The organism is Parabacteroides timonensis (assembly GCF_900128505.1).
In the GTDB taxonomy this organism is placed as follows: Bacteria; Bacteroidota; Bacteroidia; order Bacteroidales; family Tannerellaceae; genus Parabacteroides; species Parabacteroides timonensis.
The window spans coordinates 3210280-3228079 of sequence record NZ_LT669941.1 but is presented as its reverse complement, the minus strand read 5'-3'; the positions used below and the strand labels follow the sequence as shown (position 1 = coordinate 3228079).

General features: G+C 41.4%; 21 protein-coding genes and 2 tRNA genes. 9 read left to right on the top strand and 14 right to left on the bottom strand.

The window, feature by feature from the left end; all coding sequences use genetic code 11:
* Positions 1-53: 53 nt before the first annotated feature.
* From BQ7394_RS20595 to BQ7394_RS20585, 3 genes are read right to left on the bottom strand one after another with little or no spacing between them, the layout of a single operon-like run.
* Positions 54-371, bottom strand: a complete 318-nt coding sequence (locus BQ7394_RS20595) for a MerR family transcriptional regulator (RefSeq protein WP_075559121.1) — start codon at positions 369-371, stop codon at positions 54-56.
* Between the two features lie 11 nt (positions 372-382).
* Positions 383-760 carry a helix-turn-helix transcriptional regulator gene (locus BQ7394_RS20590; protein ID WP_075559120.1) on the bottom strand — a complete coding sequence of 126 codons (378 nt, stop codon included), beginning with the start codon at positions 758-760 and terminating at the stop codon, positions 383-385.
* The gene (locus BQ7394_RS20585; RefSeq protein WP_075559119.1) at positions 750-995 is read right to left on the bottom strand and encodes a hypothetical protein; all 246 of its coding nucleotides are present in this window, start codon (positions 993-995) and stop codon (positions 750-752) included. Before BQ7394_RS20585 ends, BQ7394_RS20590 begins: the two co-directional genes overlap by 11 nt.
* 245 nt (positions 996-1240) lie before the next feature.
* Between BQ7394_RS20585 and BQ7394_RS25750 the strand changes: the two genes are divergently transcribed.
* Positions 1241-1720 carry a hypothetical protein gene (locus BQ7394_RS25750; RefSeq protein ID WP_139317734.1) on the top strand — a complete coding sequence of 160 codons (480 nt, stop codon included), beginning with the start codon at positions 1241-1243 and terminating at the stop codon, positions 1718-1720.
* A gap of 62 nt (positions 1721-1782) precedes the next feature.
* On the opposite strand, the gene BQ7394_RS20570 is transcribed toward BQ7394_RS25750, so the two are convergent.
* Entirely contained in the window at positions 1783-2166 is a 384-nt protein-coding gene (locus BQ7394_RS20570; protein ID WP_075559116.1) for a hypothetical protein, read from the bottom strand.
* Between the two features lie 173 nt (positions 2167-2339).
* Between BQ7394_RS20570 and BQ7394_RS20565 the strand changes: the two genes are divergently transcribed.
* The 4 genes from BQ7394_RS20565 to BQ7394_RS26025 all read left to right on the top strand — a co-directional run bounded on the left by BQ7394_RS20565 (position 2340) and on the right by BQ7394_RS26025 (position 3937).
* Positions 2340-2576, top strand: a complete 237-nt coding sequence (locus BQ7394_RS20565; protein ID WP_075559115.1) for a hypothetical protein — start codon at positions 2340-2342, stop codon at positions 2574-2576.
* A 172-nt stretch (positions 2577-2748) separates the two neighbouring features.
* The gene (locus BQ7394_RS20560) at positions 2749-3168 is read left to right on the top strand and encodes a hypothetical protein (RefSeq protein ID WP_075559114.1); all 420 of its coding nucleotides are present in this window, start codon (positions 2749-2751) and stop codon (positions 3166-3168) included.
* Positions 3169-3222: 54 nt separating this feature from the next.
* The gene (locus BQ7394_RS20555; RefSeq protein ID WP_075559113.1) at positions 3223-3594 is read left to right on the top strand and encodes a hypothetical protein; all 372 of its coding nucleotides are present in this window, start codon (positions 3223-3225) and stop codon (positions 3592-3594) included.
* 10 nt (positions 3595-3604) lie between these two features.
* The gene (locus tag BQ7394_RS26025; RefSeq protein WP_075559112.1) at positions 3605-3937 is read left to right on the top strand and encodes a hypothetical protein; all 333 of its coding nucleotides are present in this window, start codon (positions 3605-3607) and stop codon (positions 3935-3937) included.
* A gap of 89 nt (positions 3938-4026) precedes the next feature.
* Here the strand turns inward: BQ7394_RS26025 and BQ7394_RS20545 are convergent.
* Positions 4027-4110 (bottom strand) — tRNA-Leu (locus BQ7394_RS20545).
* A 173-nt stretch (positions 4111-4283) separates the two neighbouring features.
* Between BQ7394_RS20545 and BQ7394_RS20540 the strand changes: the two genes are divergently transcribed.
* Positions 4284-5366, top strand: a complete 1083-nt coding sequence (locus tag BQ7394_RS20540; RefSeq protein ID WP_075559111.1) for a mannose-1-phosphate guanylyltransferase — start codon at positions 4284-4286, stop codon at positions 5364-5366.
* On the opposite strand, the gene BQ7394_RS20535 is transcribed toward BQ7394_RS20540, so the two are convergent.
* From BQ7394_RS20535 to aroQ, 5 genes are all read right to left on the bottom strand, one after another.
* Entirely contained in the window at positions 5359-6582 is a 1224-nt protein-coding gene (locus BQ7394_RS20535; RefSeq protein ID WP_075559110.1) for an FtsX-like permease family protein, read from the bottom strand. The two genes, BQ7394_RS20540 and BQ7394_RS20535, sit on opposite strands and share 8 nt — an antisense overlap.
* Positions 6583-6594: 12 nt before the next feature.
* Complete coding sequence (gene rbfA / locus BQ7394_RS20530; protein ID WP_075559109.1) at positions 6595-6930, bottom strand: 30S ribosome-binding factor RbfA; 336 nt, start codon at positions 6928-6930, stop codon at positions 6595-6597.
* A gap of 12 nt (positions 6931-6942) precedes the next feature.
* The gene (locus BQ7394_RS20525) at positions 6943-7569 is read right to left on the bottom strand and encodes an O-methyltransferase (protein ID WP_075559108.1); all 627 of its coding nucleotides are present in this window, start codon (positions 7567-7569) and stop codon (positions 6943-6945) included.
* An 83-nt stretch (positions 7570-7652) separates the two neighbouring features.
* The gene (gene pyk / locus BQ7394_RS20520; RefSeq protein WP_075559107.1) at positions 7653-9104 is read right to left on the bottom strand and encodes a pyruvate kinase; all 1452 of its coding nucleotides are present in this window, start codon (positions 9102-9104) and stop codon (positions 7653-7655) included.
* Between the two features lie 160 nt (positions 9105-9264).
* Entirely contained in the window at positions 9265-9699 is a 435-nt protein-coding gene (aroQ, locus tag BQ7394_RS20515; RefSeq protein ID WP_075559106.1) for a type II 3-dehydroquinate dehydratase, read from the bottom strand.
* A gap of 100 nt (positions 9700-9799) precedes the next feature.
* Here aroQ and xerD point away from each other — a divergent pair, with 100 nt between their 5' ends.
* Positions 9800-10705, top strand: coding sequence for a site-specific tyrosine recombinase XerD (gene xerD / locus BQ7394_RS20510; RefSeq protein ID WP_075559105.1), 906 nt, complete (start codon positions 9800-9802; stop codon positions 10703-10705).
* A gap of 12 nt (positions 10706-10717) precedes the next feature.
* On the opposite strand, the gene BQ7394_RS20505 is transcribed toward xerD, so the two are convergent.
* Together BQ7394_RS20505 and hflX are read right to left on the bottom strand one after the other, a co-directional pair.
* Entirely contained in the window at positions 10718-12718 is a 2001-nt protein-coding gene (locus BQ7394_RS20505; RefSeq protein ID WP_075559104.1) for a DUF4954 family protein, read from the bottom strand.
* Between the two features lie 37 nt (positions 12719-12755).
* Positions 12756-13970, bottom strand: a complete 1215-nt coding sequence (hflX, locus tag BQ7394_RS20500) for a GTPase HflX (protein ID WP_075559103.1) — start codon at positions 13968-13970, stop codon at positions 12756-12758.
* 70 nt (positions 13971-14040) lie between these two features.
* On the opposite strand from hflX, the gene BQ7394_RS20495 reads away from it, so the two are divergent.
* Both BQ7394_RS20495 and BQ7394_RS20490 read left to right on the top strand, forming a co-directional pair.
* Positions 14041-15807, top strand: coding sequence for a T9SS type A sorting domain-containing protein (locus BQ7394_RS20495; protein WP_075559102.1), 1767 nt, complete (start codon positions 14041-14043; stop codon positions 15805-15807).
* A gap of 57 nt (positions 15808-15864) precedes the next feature.
* Positions 15865-16077, top strand: a complete 213-nt coding sequence (locus BQ7394_RS20490; protein ID WP_075559101.1) for a hypothetical protein — start codon at positions 15865-15867, stop codon at positions 16075-16077.
* Between the two features lie 350 nt (positions 16078-16427).
* Here the strand turns inward: BQ7394_RS20490 and BQ7394_RS20485 are convergent.
* Together BQ7394_RS20485 and BQ7394_RS20480 are read right to left on the bottom strand one after the other, a co-directional pair.
* Positions 16428-16505: transfer RNA gene (locus BQ7394_RS20485), tRNA-Lys, on the bottom strand.
* A gap of 114 nt (positions 16506-16619) precedes the next feature.
* Positions 16620-17750 (bottom strand): AI-2E family transporter, encoded by a 1131-nt coding sequence (locus BQ7394_RS20480; RefSeq protein ID WP_075559100.1) that lies wholly within the window; start codon positions 17748-17750, stop codon positions 16620-16622.
* Positions 17751-17800 lie beyond the last annotated feature (50 nt).

Below are 17800 nucleotides of genomic sequence, written 5' to 3'. Positions count from 1 at the left end.
TTCCTATTATCCAGGCAGAACAGCACGTGAAAACGGCTTTATTTGCCTTATTTTTACCAGCCCCGATTCTTTGCCCTCAGCTTTTTTTGCAATTCCTTGAAATCAAGCATAAGTGCATAACTTAACCTGAATTTTGGATGATCGTTTTCACCAAGTTTTACTTCCGGCATTATCAAGCCATCTTTGATGTAGTTTAATACAGTTCGGGGATTTACACTATGCATGTTGGCTATATCACTAACTCCAATCAATACATTATCAAAACGATTTAGGAATAACTGCAATGCTAAACCGGATAGTTCTTTCTTTATCGCTTCACGAAAATCATTTTCGTTTAGCTTGTAGTTTATTTCTGTTTGACTTGTACCCATAGTGTGAATTATTAAGCTGTGTATTCGTTTCTTCTGGCAACAATTGTTCTTCTTGCTCTATTGTTGAAGTTCCGGGTTTCTCTCGTCTGGTGTTGATCGAATGGAATAGACAGAAGGAAAACAATCAATAGGCAGGTTGCCATTATTTGCCGTTTCACCTCATCTAAATCTTTTCCAATCAGGCTACACCAAAAATGTGCAGTAACTTCCTTGTCCTTCTGCAATCCAAGTTTTGCCTTGATATTTTTCATGTGGCTTTTTGCAGTTTCATAACTGGATTTTAAGATATCAGCTATTTCCTTTGTCTGCTTACCAACACCATTGAGGCAATACACTTTCTTTTCGGTAGATGTAAGCACATCCATTTCAACAATACAATTAGCCTGCATACTGTGATTGGATTTTTTCAAATCGTTCTTTCCGGGCATCTAGCCTTTCAATAAGTCTTTGAAGAGTTTTTAATTCACCATCTTTTAGATCAATAAATTTTTCACGTTTCATGGCAGACAAGTATGTGGGTGGTGTCGTTCCGGCAACGTCACATGCTTTTTTCTTATCACCATGCTTTGCTTCGTTCTTAATCCGTTCTTTCCAGATGTCCAGAACATCTTTTTCTACATTCATAGCTTTTACCTGTTTATTAATTTATCTATTCTGTTTTCTAATTTCTTTACCTCTTTTATCGCCTCAACTTCATGTCTCTTTAGCAACCAAGAAAAAAAAGCAAAGCAACACAGGGATATTATGACTTGCAGAAGATTGTCAGAAGCCAAAAATATCAATGAGATTAGCCACATGGCTATAATTAGTTTTGCTTTCATTTTTATTTATTTATATTTGTATCAATATTGTTCTATAATTATTTCTCTATGAATTTCACCAATGAATTGAAAGCTTGGATCAAAGATTTAGAGACTCGAGATACAGAATATTACCGATCTCTATCAAGCTGGTTCGGTAATATATTAATTTCGGCTTGTGGGTTTCTTGGTGTTTTGATAGCACTACCCGATAACGCTGAGGCGGCTCTTCATATACGTTTGGCATATGTTCTATCGATTTTGTTAGGAATACTGGGTGTCCTTCTTCTAACCGTTGCATTATTTTATGAAACTCTTCGGGCAAAAAGGATTCGGAAGGAAACATATCGGCTTTTTCGCCAAGGTACTCACGTATATTCACAAAAGAATGAAAATATAGTGTCGGTTGATTTTTGTGCTTCCACCAAGCCGCCAACTTTTTTATTATGGATAGGAGTGATTGCATGTATCGTATTATTTTTGTTTTTTATCTCTACTGTTTTTTATGTTGTCGCTAAAAATTTCCCAGAGATCGGGATGTTCTTATAACTCTCTTGATAGCTTCAACATCACACTTCTTTAGCAACCAAGAAGATATTTCTTGCATAGGATTATCCGTAGCCATAAACATCAATGAAATCAGCCACATGGCTATGATTAATTTCGCTTTCATGTTGATTATTATTGTTTAGTAAGTATTCTATTACTTTTATATGCGAATCATTGAATTTGATTCCATCAACAATAAAGTATCTTGCATATCCACCACCAGCCAGTTCGACAAAAAGCGTTTGAAGGTTATATTCTTTTTTGTTTATTTGGAATACACAATCCCGCATATATTCGGATTGTCTGTAAGTACCATATTTTGTTTTTTTAGTGTAAGATTTTTCATTATACTTTTCACCAACTTGATGCCAGTTGAAAGCTATTATTTGTTGTATTCCATTGATTACAACTTTTTTATTGACTGTAGATGTTATTGATGTTGCCATAATATTTTATAGTTACTCCCCCTTTTTGGGGATTTTTTTTCTTACATTTGTACGTTTACTTTGCGTTTACTTTTAGTTTTTATCTAAAAGCATGGCACGAAGATAGAACAAAAAAGAACATAAGCAAACATAATGTTCTTTAATGATCTATTAATTAACTGTAATTAACATGTATGGATGGTAAAGAGAAGTCTAATATCAAAATAGAGAATAAGCCGGTAATACCAGATTTTAATATCACTGACTTTTCTAAAGAAGCAAATAATGTAGAATCTCTTCAGAATCTTAGAAATAGCTTAGATGAAAAGGGAATAGAGGATAGGAAGCGTATGGCAAATAAGGAAATCAGATACTGGATTCTTACTTTTTTGTTGATGGCATTATCTTTTTTAGCAGGGAAATTTTTATAAAATCTTTATAAAACAACCTGTTAAGAAAGAGATTATCCAAAGGGATATGATAAAAATCATACGAAAACGGTTGCTGATAAGCCAATTGCAATAGTCTTTTATAAATCCTTTCATGATAGTTTACTTTTATAATTAAATAATAATGTGCTACAAATATAGAACAACATAGAACATGAAAGATGCGCAAAAACATTATTTAAACGAATTATTGGATTATTTAAAGCTTAGTGCATCTGCATTTGCTAAGTCTATTGGTTATGATAGTCCAAATCGGATTTATTATATTCTTCGTTTACGCAATGGGGTAAGTAAAGAAGTTGCTAAAGATATTACGGATGCTTATCCTGATGTGAATTATAATTGGCTTCTTACTGGTAAAGGTGAGATGTTAAGAACTGGCAGCATTCATGTTGTTGGTGATGGCAATATTTCCAATACAGGCATAACGGGTGGTGATGTTGCTATGGGAACGGATCAAGAAGTTATGATTCTGAAAAAACGGATAAAAGAATTGGAAGCAGAAGTAAAGGAACTCAAAAATGATAAGGCTATATTGAAGGAATTTGTAACTATGCTTCAAAACAAAAAGTAGGATATGACATTTATTTAGTTAACAGAATCTTTTCGTTAACTAAAAACAAATACCATGTCCTATCTAAAAATAGTAGGTGATAAAAACGTTTCAAACACCGGGGTTATTCAAGGTGATTGTATTGCAAATAGCACAATCATCAATTTAGAACTTTATTTTATTGATCTTTATAAAAAGTTGATTACGGATGATAAAGAAGAAGAAAAAAAAATCGTCGATATGACGGAAACTCAAAAGATTATGGCAGAAGCAATAGGGAAAATTGCACAAGCTGAACTAACAAAGGCAGAATCCGGCAAGCTTAGGGATGAGGCGGATAAATTGAGGGCAGAAGCAGATAAAAATAATTCTATAGCTAACCTCAACTATTCAAAGATTATACTTGAAGATTGGGGGATTATAAAGCAGTTAATAGATAAACTATAATAAACACAGTATGGATGATGGAATAAGTTTTTTCGGTGTATTACTGATAATAGCGTTTGCTCTACTTCAAATAATACTATTTTTCAAAATTTGGGGTATGACAAACGACATCAAGGAAATTAAGAATAAAATTCCGAATAATGACCGGATAAGGGATGCTGAACTTGCATATCTAAGTGGAAACCCAGGAGTAGCAAAAAAAGTTTTGGATGAATATTTAGAATCCATAATTAATGATGAAAAAGAGAATAGCTATTCTAGTGAACCTAAATTTCGTAAAGAAAGGGTACTTGCTACCTACAAATATTTGGGTTTAGATATTCCAAAAGAAATTGGTTGGTAATATCTTTCAAACGTTCCGCAATACGTTCCGCACTAAAAGAAAAAGCCCTGACTATCTGCTGATAATCAGGTGCTTAATTTTGATTAGTGTACCCAGAGCCGGGATCGAACCGGCATGGAAGTGAATCCACTGGTGTTTGAGACCAGCGCGTCTACCAATTCCGCCATCTGGGCATTTATTTTTCTAATGCGTTGCAAAGGTACGCATATTTTTTATTTGCGCAAGCTTTCGGCGCTTTTTTTTCAAATAATATATTACGAAAGGCTAATAATACTATATCGGGAGACTAAATACCGGATTATTTCGTTAACTTTGTAAGAGTATAATATAAAACAACCTGTGTATCATGAAAGATAATTATTGCGTTATCATGGGAGGGGGGATTGGTAGTCGCTTCTGGCCTTTTAGCAGAGAGAGTTATCCAAAACAATTTCTGGACTTTTTCGGAACCGGACGCTCTTTGCTGCAGATGACTTTTGATCGCTTTTCCAAAATCATTCCAACAGAGAATATTTTTATTGTAACGAATGAGGCTTACGCTGATCTGATTAAAGAACAATTACCGGAATTAAAAGAAAACCAGATCCTCCTGGAGCCTGCACGTAGGAATACAGCCCCTTGTATCGCATACGCAGCTTATCATATCAAAGCTTGTAATCCGAATGCCAATATTGTTGTTGCTCCTTCCGATCATCTGATACTGAAAGAAGATGTATTCCTGAAAGACGTTCAGCGTGGATTGGATTTTGTGAAAGAGAATAAGGCATTGGTGACGTTAGGCATCAAACCCAGCCGTCCGGAAACCGGTTACGGTTATATTCAAAGCAGTGACTCTATGTTGGGAGAATTTACCAAAGTAAAGACTTTTACGGAAAAACCGAACCTGGAACTGGCAAAGGTCTTTTATGAGAGTGGTGAATTTTTCTGGAACTCCGGATTGTTTCTCTGGAATGTGGATACTATTTTGGATGCGTTCAGTAAATACCTGCCGGATATCGCCTTGCGTTTTGACTTGGGTAAAGATAAATTCAATACAGAACATGAACATGAGTTTATACGTGAAAACTTCCCTTATTGCCTGAAGATCTCTATCGATTACGGTATTATGGAGAAAGCAGATAATGTATATATGCTGTGTGCCGATTTCGGTTGGGCCGACCTGGGAACATGGGGCTCATTATTCGATCTGGCTCCGAAAGACGAGAATAATAATGCTGTGTTAAAGAATAGCAATGCATTATTGTATGAAAGCTCGGGAAATGTCATTGCGGTAGGAAATCCTAAAAGGCTGACTGTCGTACAAGGATTGGATGATTGTATTGTTGCTGAATCGGGAAATGTTCTCCTTATTTGCAAGAAGGACGATGAACAACGCATCAAACAGTTTGTTGCCGATGCACAGATAAAATACGGGGCGGAATTTAATTAAACCATTTCTTCCCCAGATAATGTACGGGATACCAAGCGGCCATGAATCCAATGGCCGCTACCGTTATAAACGCTACCAGGATATCGGTGAATATTACACGTACCGGGTAAGCATCAATAATAAAGGCACCTGCGGTTTGTCCCAGTTTAATCAGACCGAACGATTGCTGTAGAAGACAAAGAACCAAACCTATCACAATCCCTATTAATGCTCCGAATCCGGAGATCATCCAGCCTTCAAAAAGAAATATGCGTCGGATAAGACTGTCGCTTGCCCCCATATTGCGAAGTGTGCGGACATCGTCCTGCTTTTCGATCATCAGCATCGATAGCGAACCTACCACATTGAATAAGGCGATTGCCAGAATAAAACAAAGGATCAGAAAAGTCATCCATTTCTCAATCTGCATCATCTTGAAAGATGCTTCCTGCTGTTCGAAGCGGTCCTGAACAATAAAGTCATCTCCTAAAATGGTTTTAATCTGTTTTTTTACGGAAGATACATCTGCTTTTTCAACTAATTTCAGTTCTATGGCACTGACTTCTTTATCATAATGAAACAGTTCGCGGGCAAGAGAGAGAGGGACGATCATATATCCTTCGTCGTAGACTTGTTGATTGATCATGAATACCCCATTGATATAAGGGTATCCGGTGTTAAAGGAAGATGCAGGATTTGATGTGTTAACCTTCTCATTCCGTTTAGGAGCATACAGTTCCAACGGTGCAGCAAATCCAGGTCTTGCTCCGAGTTTCGACGCCAGGCCAACTCCTAATACCGCATAATCTGCCACCTCATCTTTCAATGTGAATTTACCGTCTATCAGTACGCTATCTATTAAGGTTAGATGCTGGTATGCATCGTCCACTCCTTTTATGATAGCTACATCCTGGCGGTCGTGATAACGAATCAGGGCATTGTCCTGCAATGTCTCACTGAAAAAGGCGATATCCTTCAACTCTCTTACTTTCTGTATTTCGGATGTTGTTGGATCGAATACTTTTCCAGTCCGGGGAGTGATCTTTAGTTCCGGATCGAAACTACTGAACATACCTGCCACCAGATCATTGAATCCGTTATAGACCGACAGTGCACAAACCAATGCAATGGTAGCAACCACCACTCCGCAAACACATATCATGGATATGATATTGATCGCATTGTGGGATTTCTTCGAAAAGAGGTACCGCCGGGCTATATAAAACGGAAGATTCAAAGTTCTGTTCTCTTATTTTTGAAGTAATTTATCAATCTTCTCGATATAATCCAGTGAGTCGTCGATAAAGAAGCTCAGTTCCGGAATAATACGTACCTGTTTGCCGATGCGCTTACCTAAGTCGAAACGGATTGCTTTGGTATTGGCACGGATGGACTCCAGCAATTCTTCACCTTTTTCGGAAGGGAAGATACTTAAGTATGTTTTGGCTACACCCAGGTCGGGGCTAACGCGCACTGCACTTACAGAAATCAGTATACCCGGCATTCCCTGGGTCTGTTTCTGGAAAATATCGCCTAATTCTTTCTGGATCAGACGACCAATCTTATTCAGTCTTGTACTTTCCATATCGTTATAATTTTATTTTTTCCAAATCATTGTCAGGCCGTCGCGAAGTGGAAGGATCACTTTCTCCACCCGTGGGTCTGCTTTTATTTTATCATTAAAACTAAGAATACCGATGGTTTGTTTATCTGCCGGGTGGGGTTTTTCCAATACTTTACCATCCCAAAGCGTATTATCGGCCAGGATCAAGCCGCCGGGGCGGACCTTCGGAAATACCAGATCGAAGTATTCTGAGTATAATCGTTTGTCTGCATCGATAAACACGAGGTCAAATACTTCGTCGAGTTGAGGGATGATCTCCATCGCATCTCCGAAGTGCAGTTTTATTTTCTCTTTATAAGAGGAGCGGGAAAGATACTTCATGATAAAATCTTCCATCTCATCATTTATCTCAAGGGTGTGGATAAGTGCATCTTCATCAGTCCCTTCAGCCAGACAGAGTGTGGCATAACCGGTATAAGTTCCGATTTCCAGTACACACCTTGGGCGTAGCATGCGACAAAACATTTTCAGTATACGTCCCTGCAAATGCCCGGACAGCATACGCGGACGCAGTAGGTTTACGTTGGCATCCCGGTTCAATGTGGATAGCAAGTCTCCTTCTTCGTCACTGTGAGAGAGAATGTATTCGTCTAATGTCATTTAAATAAAGAATGTTTGTACGTCAAATATACAAAAGTTCGCTCTTACACAAAGGCAAAAGCGAACTTTCGGTTTTATTTTAATTATTCTTTAAAGGTCGGGAGAGAATAATTGTTTCCTGAATCCAACACTTTGCCAACATTGTTGATTTCGAGGAACGTTGTTCCTCCACCTTCACCGAAACTTCCGCTCAGATAGGCAACCATGTCGTTGCGTGTGATACGTCCGCTTTTGATCAGTTCGTTCAGTGCACTGTAAAAGTAGTTACGACGGCTGTCATCCCACGGCTGGTATACAGCCCATACACCATACGACAGGGAAAGCATGCGTGTTACACGTTGGTTATAGCAGATGGCGAATACCGTAGATGTGCCACGGAAAGCAGCCAGATAACGGGCAGTACGTCCGGTATAACTGTCGGTGATAATCGCTTTCACATGCAATTTGTTGGACGACTTTACGGCCTGTTTTGCCAGGTATGAAGTCACGTCCAGGTCATTACCTTCGATAGGTACGCGGATGTCGTTTGCTGCAAGTTTTGTTTTTTCGGCTTCGCGGGCAACCTTTGTCATTGTCTGGACGGCCTCGAGCGGATATTTACCGTAAGCCGTTTCGCCACTCAACATTAATGCGTCCGTACGGTAGTAGATTGCATTGGCAATATCGGTTACCTCCGCACGGGTAGGACGCGGGTTCTTTATCATGGAATGAAGCATCTGGGTCGCCACGATTACCGGTTTCTTCACTTCTACGCACTTGCGGATCAGTACGCGTTGGATTCCCGGAATCTTTTCTGCAGGGACTTCGATACCCAGGTCGCCGCGGGCAATCATGATACCATAAGCCACTTCCAGGATCTCGTCGATGTTGTCTACACCTTCTTGGTTTTCGATCTTGGCAATGATTTTGATCGGGCTTTTATGTTCGTCGAGGATATGTTGGATATCCAGTACGTCCTGTTTATTTCTTACAAAAGAATGGGCGATGAAATCGAGATCGTTTTCGATAGCCCAAACGATATTTTTACGGTCTTTCTCTGTCAGTGAAGGCAAGTTGATGCGTACACCCGGTACGTTTACGCTTTTGCGACTACCCAATACGGCATCGTTTTCTACTTCACAGACCAGATAGTCTTCATGTTTCTCGATCACTTTTAATTCCAGGTCGCCATCGTCGATCAGAACATCACTTCCAACTTCCAGGTCTCCGACAAAATTCTTGTATGATACATAGATGCAATCACGTGAGGTTTCACCGTTCGGGTCGCCTACGATCTTTACATGGTCGCCGGTTGTGAAAGATATTGGCTCCTGTGAGATAGTAGTGCGTACCTCAGGGCCTTTCGTATCCATCAGGATCCCGATGCGGTCGGATACGGAACGGACATTTGTAACAACACGGTTCAAACCTTCTTCCATCATGTGGGCCGTATTCAGGCGCACAACATTCATTCCTGCATTGTACAGTGAGCGGATAAATTCCACATCACAACGCTGATCAGAAATCGTAGCAACAATCTTAGTATGCTTTAACATATAACCTTATAAATATTATAACCTATTATTTCTTTAAGAGTTGACAGTTGGCAAGTGGCAGTCGATTGTTAAAAACTATCTGAACTGCTTCTCGTCGGGCGTCAGGCTCTAATAACCTTTTCTTTGTGTTTCGTCTTAGTTCTCCGTTAACTGTCAACTGTTACTTGTCAACTGTCAACTGAATAAGTGCTTCAAGTGCCAGCCGATATGAATCCAGGCCGAATCCAAGGATCACTCCTTTGCAGGCCGCAGAGATCATCGAAACATGGCGGAACGATTCGCGTGCATGTACATTTGAAATGTGTACTTCTACTACCGGAGTATTTACTGCTTTTATGGCGTCATGCAATGCGATGGATGTATGTGTATATGCTCCCGCATTCATTATAATACCATCGTATTCGAAACCCACTTCGTGGATTTTGTTTATCATTTCGCCTTCCACATTACTTTGATAGTAGGCTATTTCACATTGAGGATATCGGGCGCGTAGTTCGTCCAGGTAACTCTCGAAGGAAGCACTACCATACACTGTCGGCTCTCGTTTGCCCAACAGGTTAAGATTAGGACCGTTAATAATCTGAATCTTCTTCATTTTGCTGTAACTTTATTACCTTTGTACCACCTTGTACGGGCTGAAAATATCCGGCAAAGGTAGTGATTTTATTTGACACATACATAATTACCTGTCTACAATGCAGCAAGGAAAAGATATAATCAGCAAATATAAGACCTGGCTCCGGTTGGAGAAGTCATTATCTGCCAATTCGATAGAGGCTTACCTGACCGACCTTGATAAACTTACCCGCTTCATCGAATCGGAAGGAAAAGGGTATACCGACATTACCTATCAGGATTTACAGCAGTTTGTTGCCCAGTTACGTGATATTGGAATTCATCCCCGTTCGCAGGCTCGTATCATTTCGGGTATTAAATCGTTCTACCGCTTCATGTTACTGGACGAGTATATAACAGTTGATCCGACTGAATTGTTGGAGTCTCCCAAGATCGGATTAAAATTGCCGGAAGTTCTGACCGTCAATGAGATAAATGATATACTCGATTCTATCGACCTTTCTTTGCCGGAAGGCCAGCGTAACCGGGCTATGCTGGAGGTGTTGTATAGTTGCGGGCTACGTGTTTCCGAGCTTACTTCCCTGCGTTATTCGGATGTGTATTTTGATGAAGGCTTTATTAAAGTGGAAGGGAAGGGAAGCAAGCAGCGCCTCGTTCCGATTTCGGATACGGCTATTCGTGAAATAAAGAATTATTTATTGGATCGTAATCTAGTTGCTGTTAAAAAGGGATATGAGGACATTTTGTTCCTGAGCCGTCGTGGAACGGGACTTTCACGTATCATGGTGTTCCATGTGATCAAACAGCAGGCGGAGATGGCAGGTATACAAAAAAATGTGAGTCCTCATACTTTCCGCCATTCTTTTGCGACTCATTTATTGGAAGGAGGAGCCAATCTTCGTGCTATACAGGATATGCTGGGACATGAAAATATCACAACGACGGAGATATATACACATATCGACCGGGAATTCCTGCGTAAAGAAATATTGGAGCATCATCCCCGGAGTCGTCACCGGGAATAATGCTGTCCAGTGTTATTTTTCAAAATCTGCGATACGGTTTATTCTACCGATCAGTTCATCGCCCAATGCCCGTTTCGTGCTGATGTGTTCTTTGACTGCTGTAACGAATGGATTCTGTTCGAATGCGCCGCGTACGATTTCGAAGTCTTCTTCTTTCTCTTTCCGGGTGCCGTCTACGCCGAAACCGGTCATCGAGGTGAGGGAGAATTCTTTTTGTGCATCTTTATATAATAACTCGTCCAAGCTGATTACGGATGATTTCCACAACTCCACCAACCGGATGATTTCAGCAGCGGTGATCGTTTTTAGGTCGATGTTGTAATACGCTTCAATTTTCTTGTAAGCCCACGTCCATTCCATATCGTAATAATGACTGTGCATCGAATGGAAAAAAGCTTCTATCGTGGATAATGAATGAGTCTGCCCCGTTTCAATCTCGCCGATCAGGTTATCCAGTTCCTCTTTGGGAAGGATTAGTCCTGACAAGTCGATCCATTCACCAGCACCTTTCTCCGATGTCGGTTGTAACTGCCGGCGCACCTCTTCGATAGAACGGAATTGTGTGCCCTCCAGTTTTTTAATCAAGGAGTTGCCCAGGAACTTGTTGATTGCCATTCCATATAAATTCAGGGCATTTCGTAGAGACGAACCTTTAATGCGGGTATTTTGGAAATAATATATTTCGGATGTTTCCCCTACCAGTTGTTGCAGGTTTTTCAGGATACCGACCGCCTTTATCATTTTATGGATCGTATAGGGACTCAATAGATTGTAGTTGATCATATCCAGGCGTTCCGGATCGGTTCGTTTATCGCGCTTCGGCCATTTCTGGGCATCGCGGATCGTACCTACGCTTCTTAGGTTGACACCCGGAACGAGATAAGTCTCATCATCTTTTTCTATCAGGTAAGAGAAAGGCATGTCTGATGTGTCGCTATGATGGTGATGACGGCCCATGACCAGGGAGAATGCACCGATACGTGCCGGCCAAAGGATGTACGAGTCGCTGGTCGTCTTCGATCCCCTTTCTACAATCCCTTGGTGGATAGGTCCCAATTTGTACATATGATTGCTCTGGTTCGAACCGCTTCCGGCATTCAGGAACGAATACATCCCTGCTATCAATAGGCTGCTTTTGTGCATGGAGACGGTGAATGGACCGGCAAAGATGGCGCAAGCTTCCCCATTTTCGAAAGCACAGTTACTGAATAATAATGAGTCGTGAGCCGAGAAGTTATGAGTCACATGGCAGGCTTGCCCGATAAAGCAGCGGATGATCTTGGCTGCGTCGGCAATTACTGCTCCTGACGAGAGGATGAAATCCTGGGCGATCACGCTGTCGCCGATATATACCGGGGCTTGTTTGTTACTGTTGATCGAACCGTTTTCCAGGCGGGTACAGTTTTCAATCGTCGTATGATCTCCGATCCGTACATTGCGGATGGTTCCCGTATTGATAATCCTGACTTGTTTGCCGATCGTACCATAATCGGATGTAATGCTTTCGGCATAATCGGCTATCAGCTCCTGTAAGTGTCGGATCAGTTCCGGTCGATGGCGGTAGAGGGCAATAACATAAGCCATTGAAGCGGAAAGGCTGTCGTGGATCGGGACTTCCCGACCTCCGGTTTCGTTCAGAACCGATACGGCAACATTGTTACCAAAAGAAGTTGCTCCGTCTACGACCATTACATTTACGTTTTCGATAAAGCAATCGTCGTTGATACGGTAGTTGGCAATATAATTATGTATATTTTCGATCAGGATATTGTCGCCTAAAAAGCAGTTATGCAAACTTGCATTCCTAATCCCACTATGCTTCCTGACTCCACCGGGCAATATAAATTCCTTTTCGAAGAGGCCCAATATAACACTTCCCGAAAAGCGTACGTTGGAAAGGTATTTCGTATCAAAAGTGGGCGGGACAAACACCTGATCCCAGCTTTCTGCATGGCAATTCTGAGATTGCAGGATCGCAATCTCTTCCGGCCGCAGGTTTCTTATTTTATCCATTGGTCAACTGGTTTGTGATTCTATTCGTTTTATGCCTTTACTCTTCTTCGTCGTATTGCTGGAAGAGGAAGTCGTTGTAAGGAAAACGGGTGATATGTATTTGTTTAACCCGTTCGTATAACAATGCTTTTAAAGCATCTATATTGGTGCGTTCCTTTGCGGAGATAAAGATACAGTTGTCCTGTAGCTTGTTCATCCAGGTACGTTTTAACTCGTCCAGGTCGATGTTTTCACGTGTCCGAGGGGTGAGGTCGTCTTCTTCTTTCGGTACAAAATTGAAAGCGTCTACTTTGTTGAATACCATGATCATCGGCTTCTCCGTCTTGTCGATTTCGGCCAGGGTCTTGTTTACCACTTCGATCTGTTCTTCGAAAGTCGGATGGGAGATATCTACTACATGTATGAGCAAGTCGGCCTCACGCACTTCGTCGAGGGTCGATTTGAATGACTCGACTAGTTCGGTTGGTAGTTTACGGATGAATCCGACCGTGTCTGACAACAGAAACGGAAGGTTTTCTACAATCACCTTTCTGACGGTTGTATCGAGTGTTGCGAACAATTTGTTCTCAGCAAATACATCGCTCTTACTCAGTTGATTCATCAATGTAGATTTGCCTACGTTGGTATATCCGACCAATGCCACGCGGACCATCTTGCCGCGGTTCTTCCGTTGAACACTTTTCTGTTTGTCGATCTCTACCAGGTCGCGCTTCAACTTGGATATTTTATCCAGGATGATACGTTTGTCGGTTTCGAGCTGGGTTTCACCCGGTCCGCGCATGCCGACACCACCACGCTGACGTTCGAGGTGAGTCCACAAACGGGTCAGGCGGGGTAACATATATTTATACTGAGCCAGTTCCACCTGTGTCTTTGCATTGGCGGTCTGGGCACGATGGGCGAATATATCGAGGATCAGGCTGGTACGATCGAGGATCTTCACCTGAAGTTCTTTTTCTATGTTACGAAGCTGCTTGGGAGTAAGCTCATCATCGAAGATAACCAATCCGATTTCGTTTTCGATGACGTACTCTTTTATTTCCTGTAGCTTTCCGGTACCGACGAAAGTGACGGGGTTTGCATAATCCAGTCTTTGATAAAACTGCTTCACGGCTTCGGCTCCGGCCGTATCGGCAAGAAATGCCAATTCGTCCAGATATTCTTTTACTTTCTGTTCGTTTTGCTCAGGGGTAATCAAACCAACGAGTACCGCTTTTTCTGTGAGCGCTTCTGATATAATAAATTCTTTCATGCGACAAAGATAATCATTTCAATTATTTCTTTATATTTGCGAACAGAATAACGATCAAAATAGTTTAGCTATGAAAGAGAAACATTTACGTATGTTTCGGCACATCTTTGCCGGAACTGCAATTCTTGCAATTTTAGTGCCTGTCCGGGCACAAGTGTCTAATCCGTCTACATGGTCCGATTTTGTGAAAGGAAGCGGGAATACGCTGGTTTTGGATACGTTTCGTATGCAAACGTTTTCGGGATCGGATATCGATAACTGGAATTATACGGTTGGTAGTGGAACCGCTGTGGTAAATAATAAGTTAAAGATCCCCTTGAAAGGAAGTGTCTCTTTTGAGCCTTATTCATTAGAAAGCTTCCAGAGAGTATCTGCTTTTATTACGTTTACTGTTAAGGATATTGTTTCCGGTGAAAAACTATTAGTGGAACTTGACAATAAAAATGGGAAAAGGGAAGGGACTGTATATCCTAATGGAGAAACACCGGCATTGTCCGTTCGATTTGGGAGTAATCCTTATCGTCTGGATTTCTCTGCATCTGCACCTGCTGTTAAAACTAAGAATGGCTATTTCCTTATTGACAGTGTTTTTGCTAGGGATACGATTCCCCAATATTCTTATTTCTCCGGTCAAGGAGACTGGAATGACAAAACTTGTTGGTCGCATCTTCCGCCTTTACGCCATCGGAGTGCATTGATTTCCGGGATGACAACAATTAACTCTGCTGTAAAATGCCAAACAGCATCCCTAGGTGATGGTGGTAGTCTAAGGATTACAAAAAACGGCCATTTCATTGTAGATACTCTCTTCTTGCATAGCGCAGGTGATCGACAGACAGCTACTGATATTCCACTTACAGCCTCTGACTTTTCACTGGCAGTACAAGGCGAACTATCCGTGAAAGAGAATATAACCCTTCAGTATACGTTCCCTGAAAAAGGGAAATGGTATTTCCTCTCTTTTCCCTTTGATATTTACCAGAAAGATATTGATAACCGTTTTCAATTAAAGGATGAGCACTTTGTCGGTAGTGGCAACTATTTATATGTACAAACTTATAATGGCGACAAACGAGCCTCCACTCAAAAGCCAACCGGAAATTGGGAAGTCTTCTCTCTTTCTGCTTCTTCGGGTAATCCTCTTATTTTTGAAAAAGGGAAAGGCTATCTGGTCGCATTGGATGTAACTGCCTCTAATAACGCATTGACTTTTTCTATCGAGGCTAAAAAACTTCCTGTCGATTTCGGGAAGATTGCTTCTATTCCTATTAATATAGTCTCATCCGCAGATGTAAACAACGATAATAGCGGTTGGTATCTTTGCGGCAATCCGCTACTTACTCCATTGAAACTCTCTCTGCTAGAATTCAACTCTTCTCTCGATGGAAACATTTATGTATATGATGGAAAGAATTATGAACCTTATGCAATAGGGAGTGATTATGCACTTCCTCCTCTTGCGGCTTTCTTCGTTAAAGCGACCTCCGCTACAGAACTGATTATTGCGGGTGAATCGTCTGCGACAAATGCGATATTACTGAAATCCGGTTTTCCTTTATATTCCGAATTATTGGAGCCGATAGATGTTAAAACTCAGCTGGCTCAGGTAAATAAGAAGACCGGAGGGAGTGTTTTGAAGGGTAATACGCTTCATTTGAACGATCTGCCATCTGCGGGAAAGCTGGAGGTGATCGATGTTGCCGGACGTCTCGTTTATTCTTGCCCGGTGCCGTATGGTTCCTCTGTTCAATCATTACCTTTACGGCCCGGCTTATATATCCTGCTTATTGATGCGGGTGGTTATCGCGCCCAACACAAGTGTGTTCTGACCCAATGAAAGCAAAAACTATCTTGTATCTTTGCCTGTTGAAAATAATAAAAAAGAAATATCCTTATGAAGAAGATTAATATTACAACCGGCGTCTTGCTGGTCTACCTGATTGTGATGAGTGTATGGGGTTGGCCCGGAAAGCAGCCTGATCCAGATTGGGTACAGTATTTCTCTGTGATGGGAGTATCTGTATTCGTTATCCTCCTGTTGCGTTTTCTGCAGATCAAGCGGATGAAGATGCGTGAGAAATGGCGGGAAGAGAATGAGAAAAAGTAATTTCAAATTCTTCCGAATGTAATTTGGATTTCTTCCGAGAGAAATTATTTTTTCTCCCGGAAGGAACATTTGTCCATAAAAATAGTTTATCGAAATTTAATAGGTATTCCCGTTGTTAAACAGAGTCTGTTTGAAGGACGAGATGGAAGTGAAGGTTGAAATATAGAATACATAAGGCGCATGTAAATAGTTTGACTTTTCAACAAAGTTATCAACAGGTTAATTTGCTGGTACTATATATATTAGCAATTTTGTGGGTGGAATATGAACAGGTGGATATAACTTGTGGTGAATAACTTTTGTAACTTATAAAAAGAAAAACAGCCTCAGAATAAATCTGAAGCTGTTTTTGGGTGATCCGCCTGGGGTTCGAACCCAGGACCCCATCCTTAAAAGGGATGTGCTCTACCTGCTGAGCTAGCGAATCATCATTTGAATACTCTGTATCGCGGTATGCTTTACTTCTGTATTGCGGGTGCAAAGGTAGGGTTTATTTTTGAATTTGCAATAGTAGGGCTAACTTTTTTTGAAAAAAAGTGCATTTATTTTTCTTCTGAAGGTTGATTATCGGTAGGAGGAGGTGGGGTAGTGTCCTCTTCCATTAAGATAAAACGCTTATAATAAGACAGACAGAGGGTTGTGAGCGGCAGTGCGATGATCAATCCGATAAATCCCAGTAAAGTTCCCCAGATGGAGAGAGAAAGAAGGATGATGGCCGGATTTAGTCCCATCGCTTTTCCCATGATGCGGGGGGTGAGATATAAATCTTGAATGCACTGTACGATTCCGAGTATCAACAAACCCGATCCGAAAATGAGCCAGAAGTTTTGTCCCGTTTCCGCTGATTTGAGTAGACTGAGGATTACCATTGGTATCAAGCCGATGGCTTGCAGGTACGGGATCAGGTTGAGAACGCCGATAAATAGTCCCAATGTGACGGCCAGCGGGAAACCTACGATCTTGAAGCCGATAGCCAGTAAGACACCTACGCATAAGGCGATCAGTGACTGCCCTCGGAAATAGCGGTTCATGCTCTGCTCCACATCATCGGCCAGCCCTTTTACGAAGGTTCGCTGGCGGGCGGGGATCAGGTTGATCCAGCCGTTCGCTATCTTCTCGTAATCGAGTAGGATAAATATAAAGTATAAAAGTATCACAAAGACGATCGTTATGCTGAACAGGATGGAGAACGTGTTCGACAGGATGTTCCAGACTTTGGGAGCCAACTGTTTGATTGCATTCTGTATGTTTTCGCGGCTGAGGAGTTCCATCAGTTGGTTGATATCGACGTTGTTTTCCAGATATTCAATCCATGATTCGGGAATGAGCGGGACATGCCCTTCACCCGGGTTATGCGTGCGCATCAGGCTGAGTGTCTTGTCTGCCTCCTGGGCCACGGATGGAACAACCAGCGAAGCCGCCAGACCGATGATCAGCGAAGCGGAAAGAATAACCGCAACGATAGCCAGAATACGACTTTTCAGTTTGAGCTTGTACTGAAAAAACTTGACGAAAGGCTGCATCAGATAGGCTAGCAACCACGCGATCAGGAAAGGAAGCAACGCATTTCGCAAGACTGCGATCAGATAGAGCAAGGCTCCGATGATAACGATGCTGAAAACAATACGGGTTACCCGGTCGAATGTAAATGGTCTTTCAAACAATGAGTTCATATTTTAATTTTTATCTTTGCCTGCAACAAAGATAGAATAAAGTAGAATAG

Bases quoted from the DNA above. Each gene is read 5' to 3' on its own strand.
- rbfA (WP_075559109.1), bottom strand. From the start codon at position 6,930: ATGGAAAGTACAAGACTGAATAAGATTGGTCGTCTGATCCAGAAAGAA.
- BQ7394_RS20505 (WP_075559104.1), bottom strand. From the start codon at position 12,718: ATGGATAAAATAAGAAACCTGCGGCCGGAAGAGATTGCGATCCTGCAA.
- BQ7394_RS20595 (WP_075559121.1), bottom strand. From the start codon at position 371: ATGGGTACAAGTCAAACAGAAATAAACTACAAGCTAAACGAAAATGAT.
- BQ7394_RS20570 (WP_075559116.1), bottom strand. From the start codon at position 2,166: ATGGCAACATCAATAACATCTACAGTCAATAAAAAAGTTGTAATCAAT.
- BQ7394_RS20555 (WP_075559113.1), top strand. From the start codon at position 3,223: ATGTCCTATCTAAAAATAGTAGGTGATAAAAACGTTTCAAACACCGGG.
- BQ7394_RS20590 (WP_075559120.1), bottom strand. From the start codon at position 760: ATGCAGGCTAATTGTATTGTTGAAATGGATGTGCTTACATCTACCGAA.
- xerD (WP_075559105.1), top strand. From the start codon at position 9,800: ATGCAGCAAGGAAAAGATATAATCAGCAAATATAAGACCTGGCTCCGG.
- pyk (WP_075559107.1), bottom strand. From the start codon at position 9,104: ATGTTAAAGCATACTAAGATTGTTGCTACGATTTCTGATCAGCGTTGT.
- BQ7394_RS25750 (WP_139317734.1), top strand. From the start codon at position 1,241: ATGAATTTCACCAATGAATTGAAAGCTTGGATCAAAGATTTAGAGACT.
- BQ7394_RS20490 (WP_075559101.1), top strand. From the start codon at position 15,865: ATGAAGAAGATTAATATTACAACCGGCGTCTTGCTGGTCTACCTGATT.
- BQ7394_RS26025 (WP_075559112.1), top strand. From the start codon at position 3,605: ATGGATGATGGAATAAGTTTTTTCGGTGTATTACTGATAATAGCGTTT.
- hflX (WP_075559103.1), bottom strand. From the start codon at position 13,970: ATGAAAGAATTTATTATATCAGAAGCGCTCACAGAAAAAGCGGTACTC.
- BQ7394_RS20565 (WP_075559115.1), top strand. From the start codon at position 2,340: ATGGATGGTAAAGAGAAGTCTAATATCAAAATAGAGAATAAGCCGGTA.
- BQ7394_RS20560 (WP_075559114.1), top strand. From the start codon at position 2,749: ATGAAAGATGCGCAAAAACATTATTTAAACGAATTATTGGATTATTTA.
- aroQ (WP_075559106.1), bottom strand. From the start codon at position 9,699: ATGAAGAAGATTCAGATTATTAACGGTCCTAATCTTAACCTGTTGGGC.
- BQ7394_RS20495 (WP_075559102.1), top strand. From the start codon at position 14,041: ATGAAAGAGAAACATTTACGTATGTTTCGGCACATCTTTGCCGGAACT.
- BQ7394_RS20525 (WP_075559108.1), bottom strand. From the start codon at position 7,569: ATGACATTAGACGAATACATTCTCTCTCACAGTGACGAAGAAGGAGAC.
- BQ7394_RS20540 (WP_075559111.1), top strand. From the start codon at position 4,284: ATGAAAGATAATTATTGCGTTATCATGGGAGGGGGGATTGGTAGTCGC.
- BQ7394_RS20480 (WP_075559100.1), bottom strand. From the start codon at position 17,750: ATGAACTCATTGTTTGAAAGACCATTTACATTCGACCGGGTAACCCGT.
- BQ7394_RS20585 (WP_075559119.1), bottom strand. From the start codon at position 995: ATGAATGTAGAAAAAGATGTTCTGGACATCTGGAAAGAACGGATTAAG.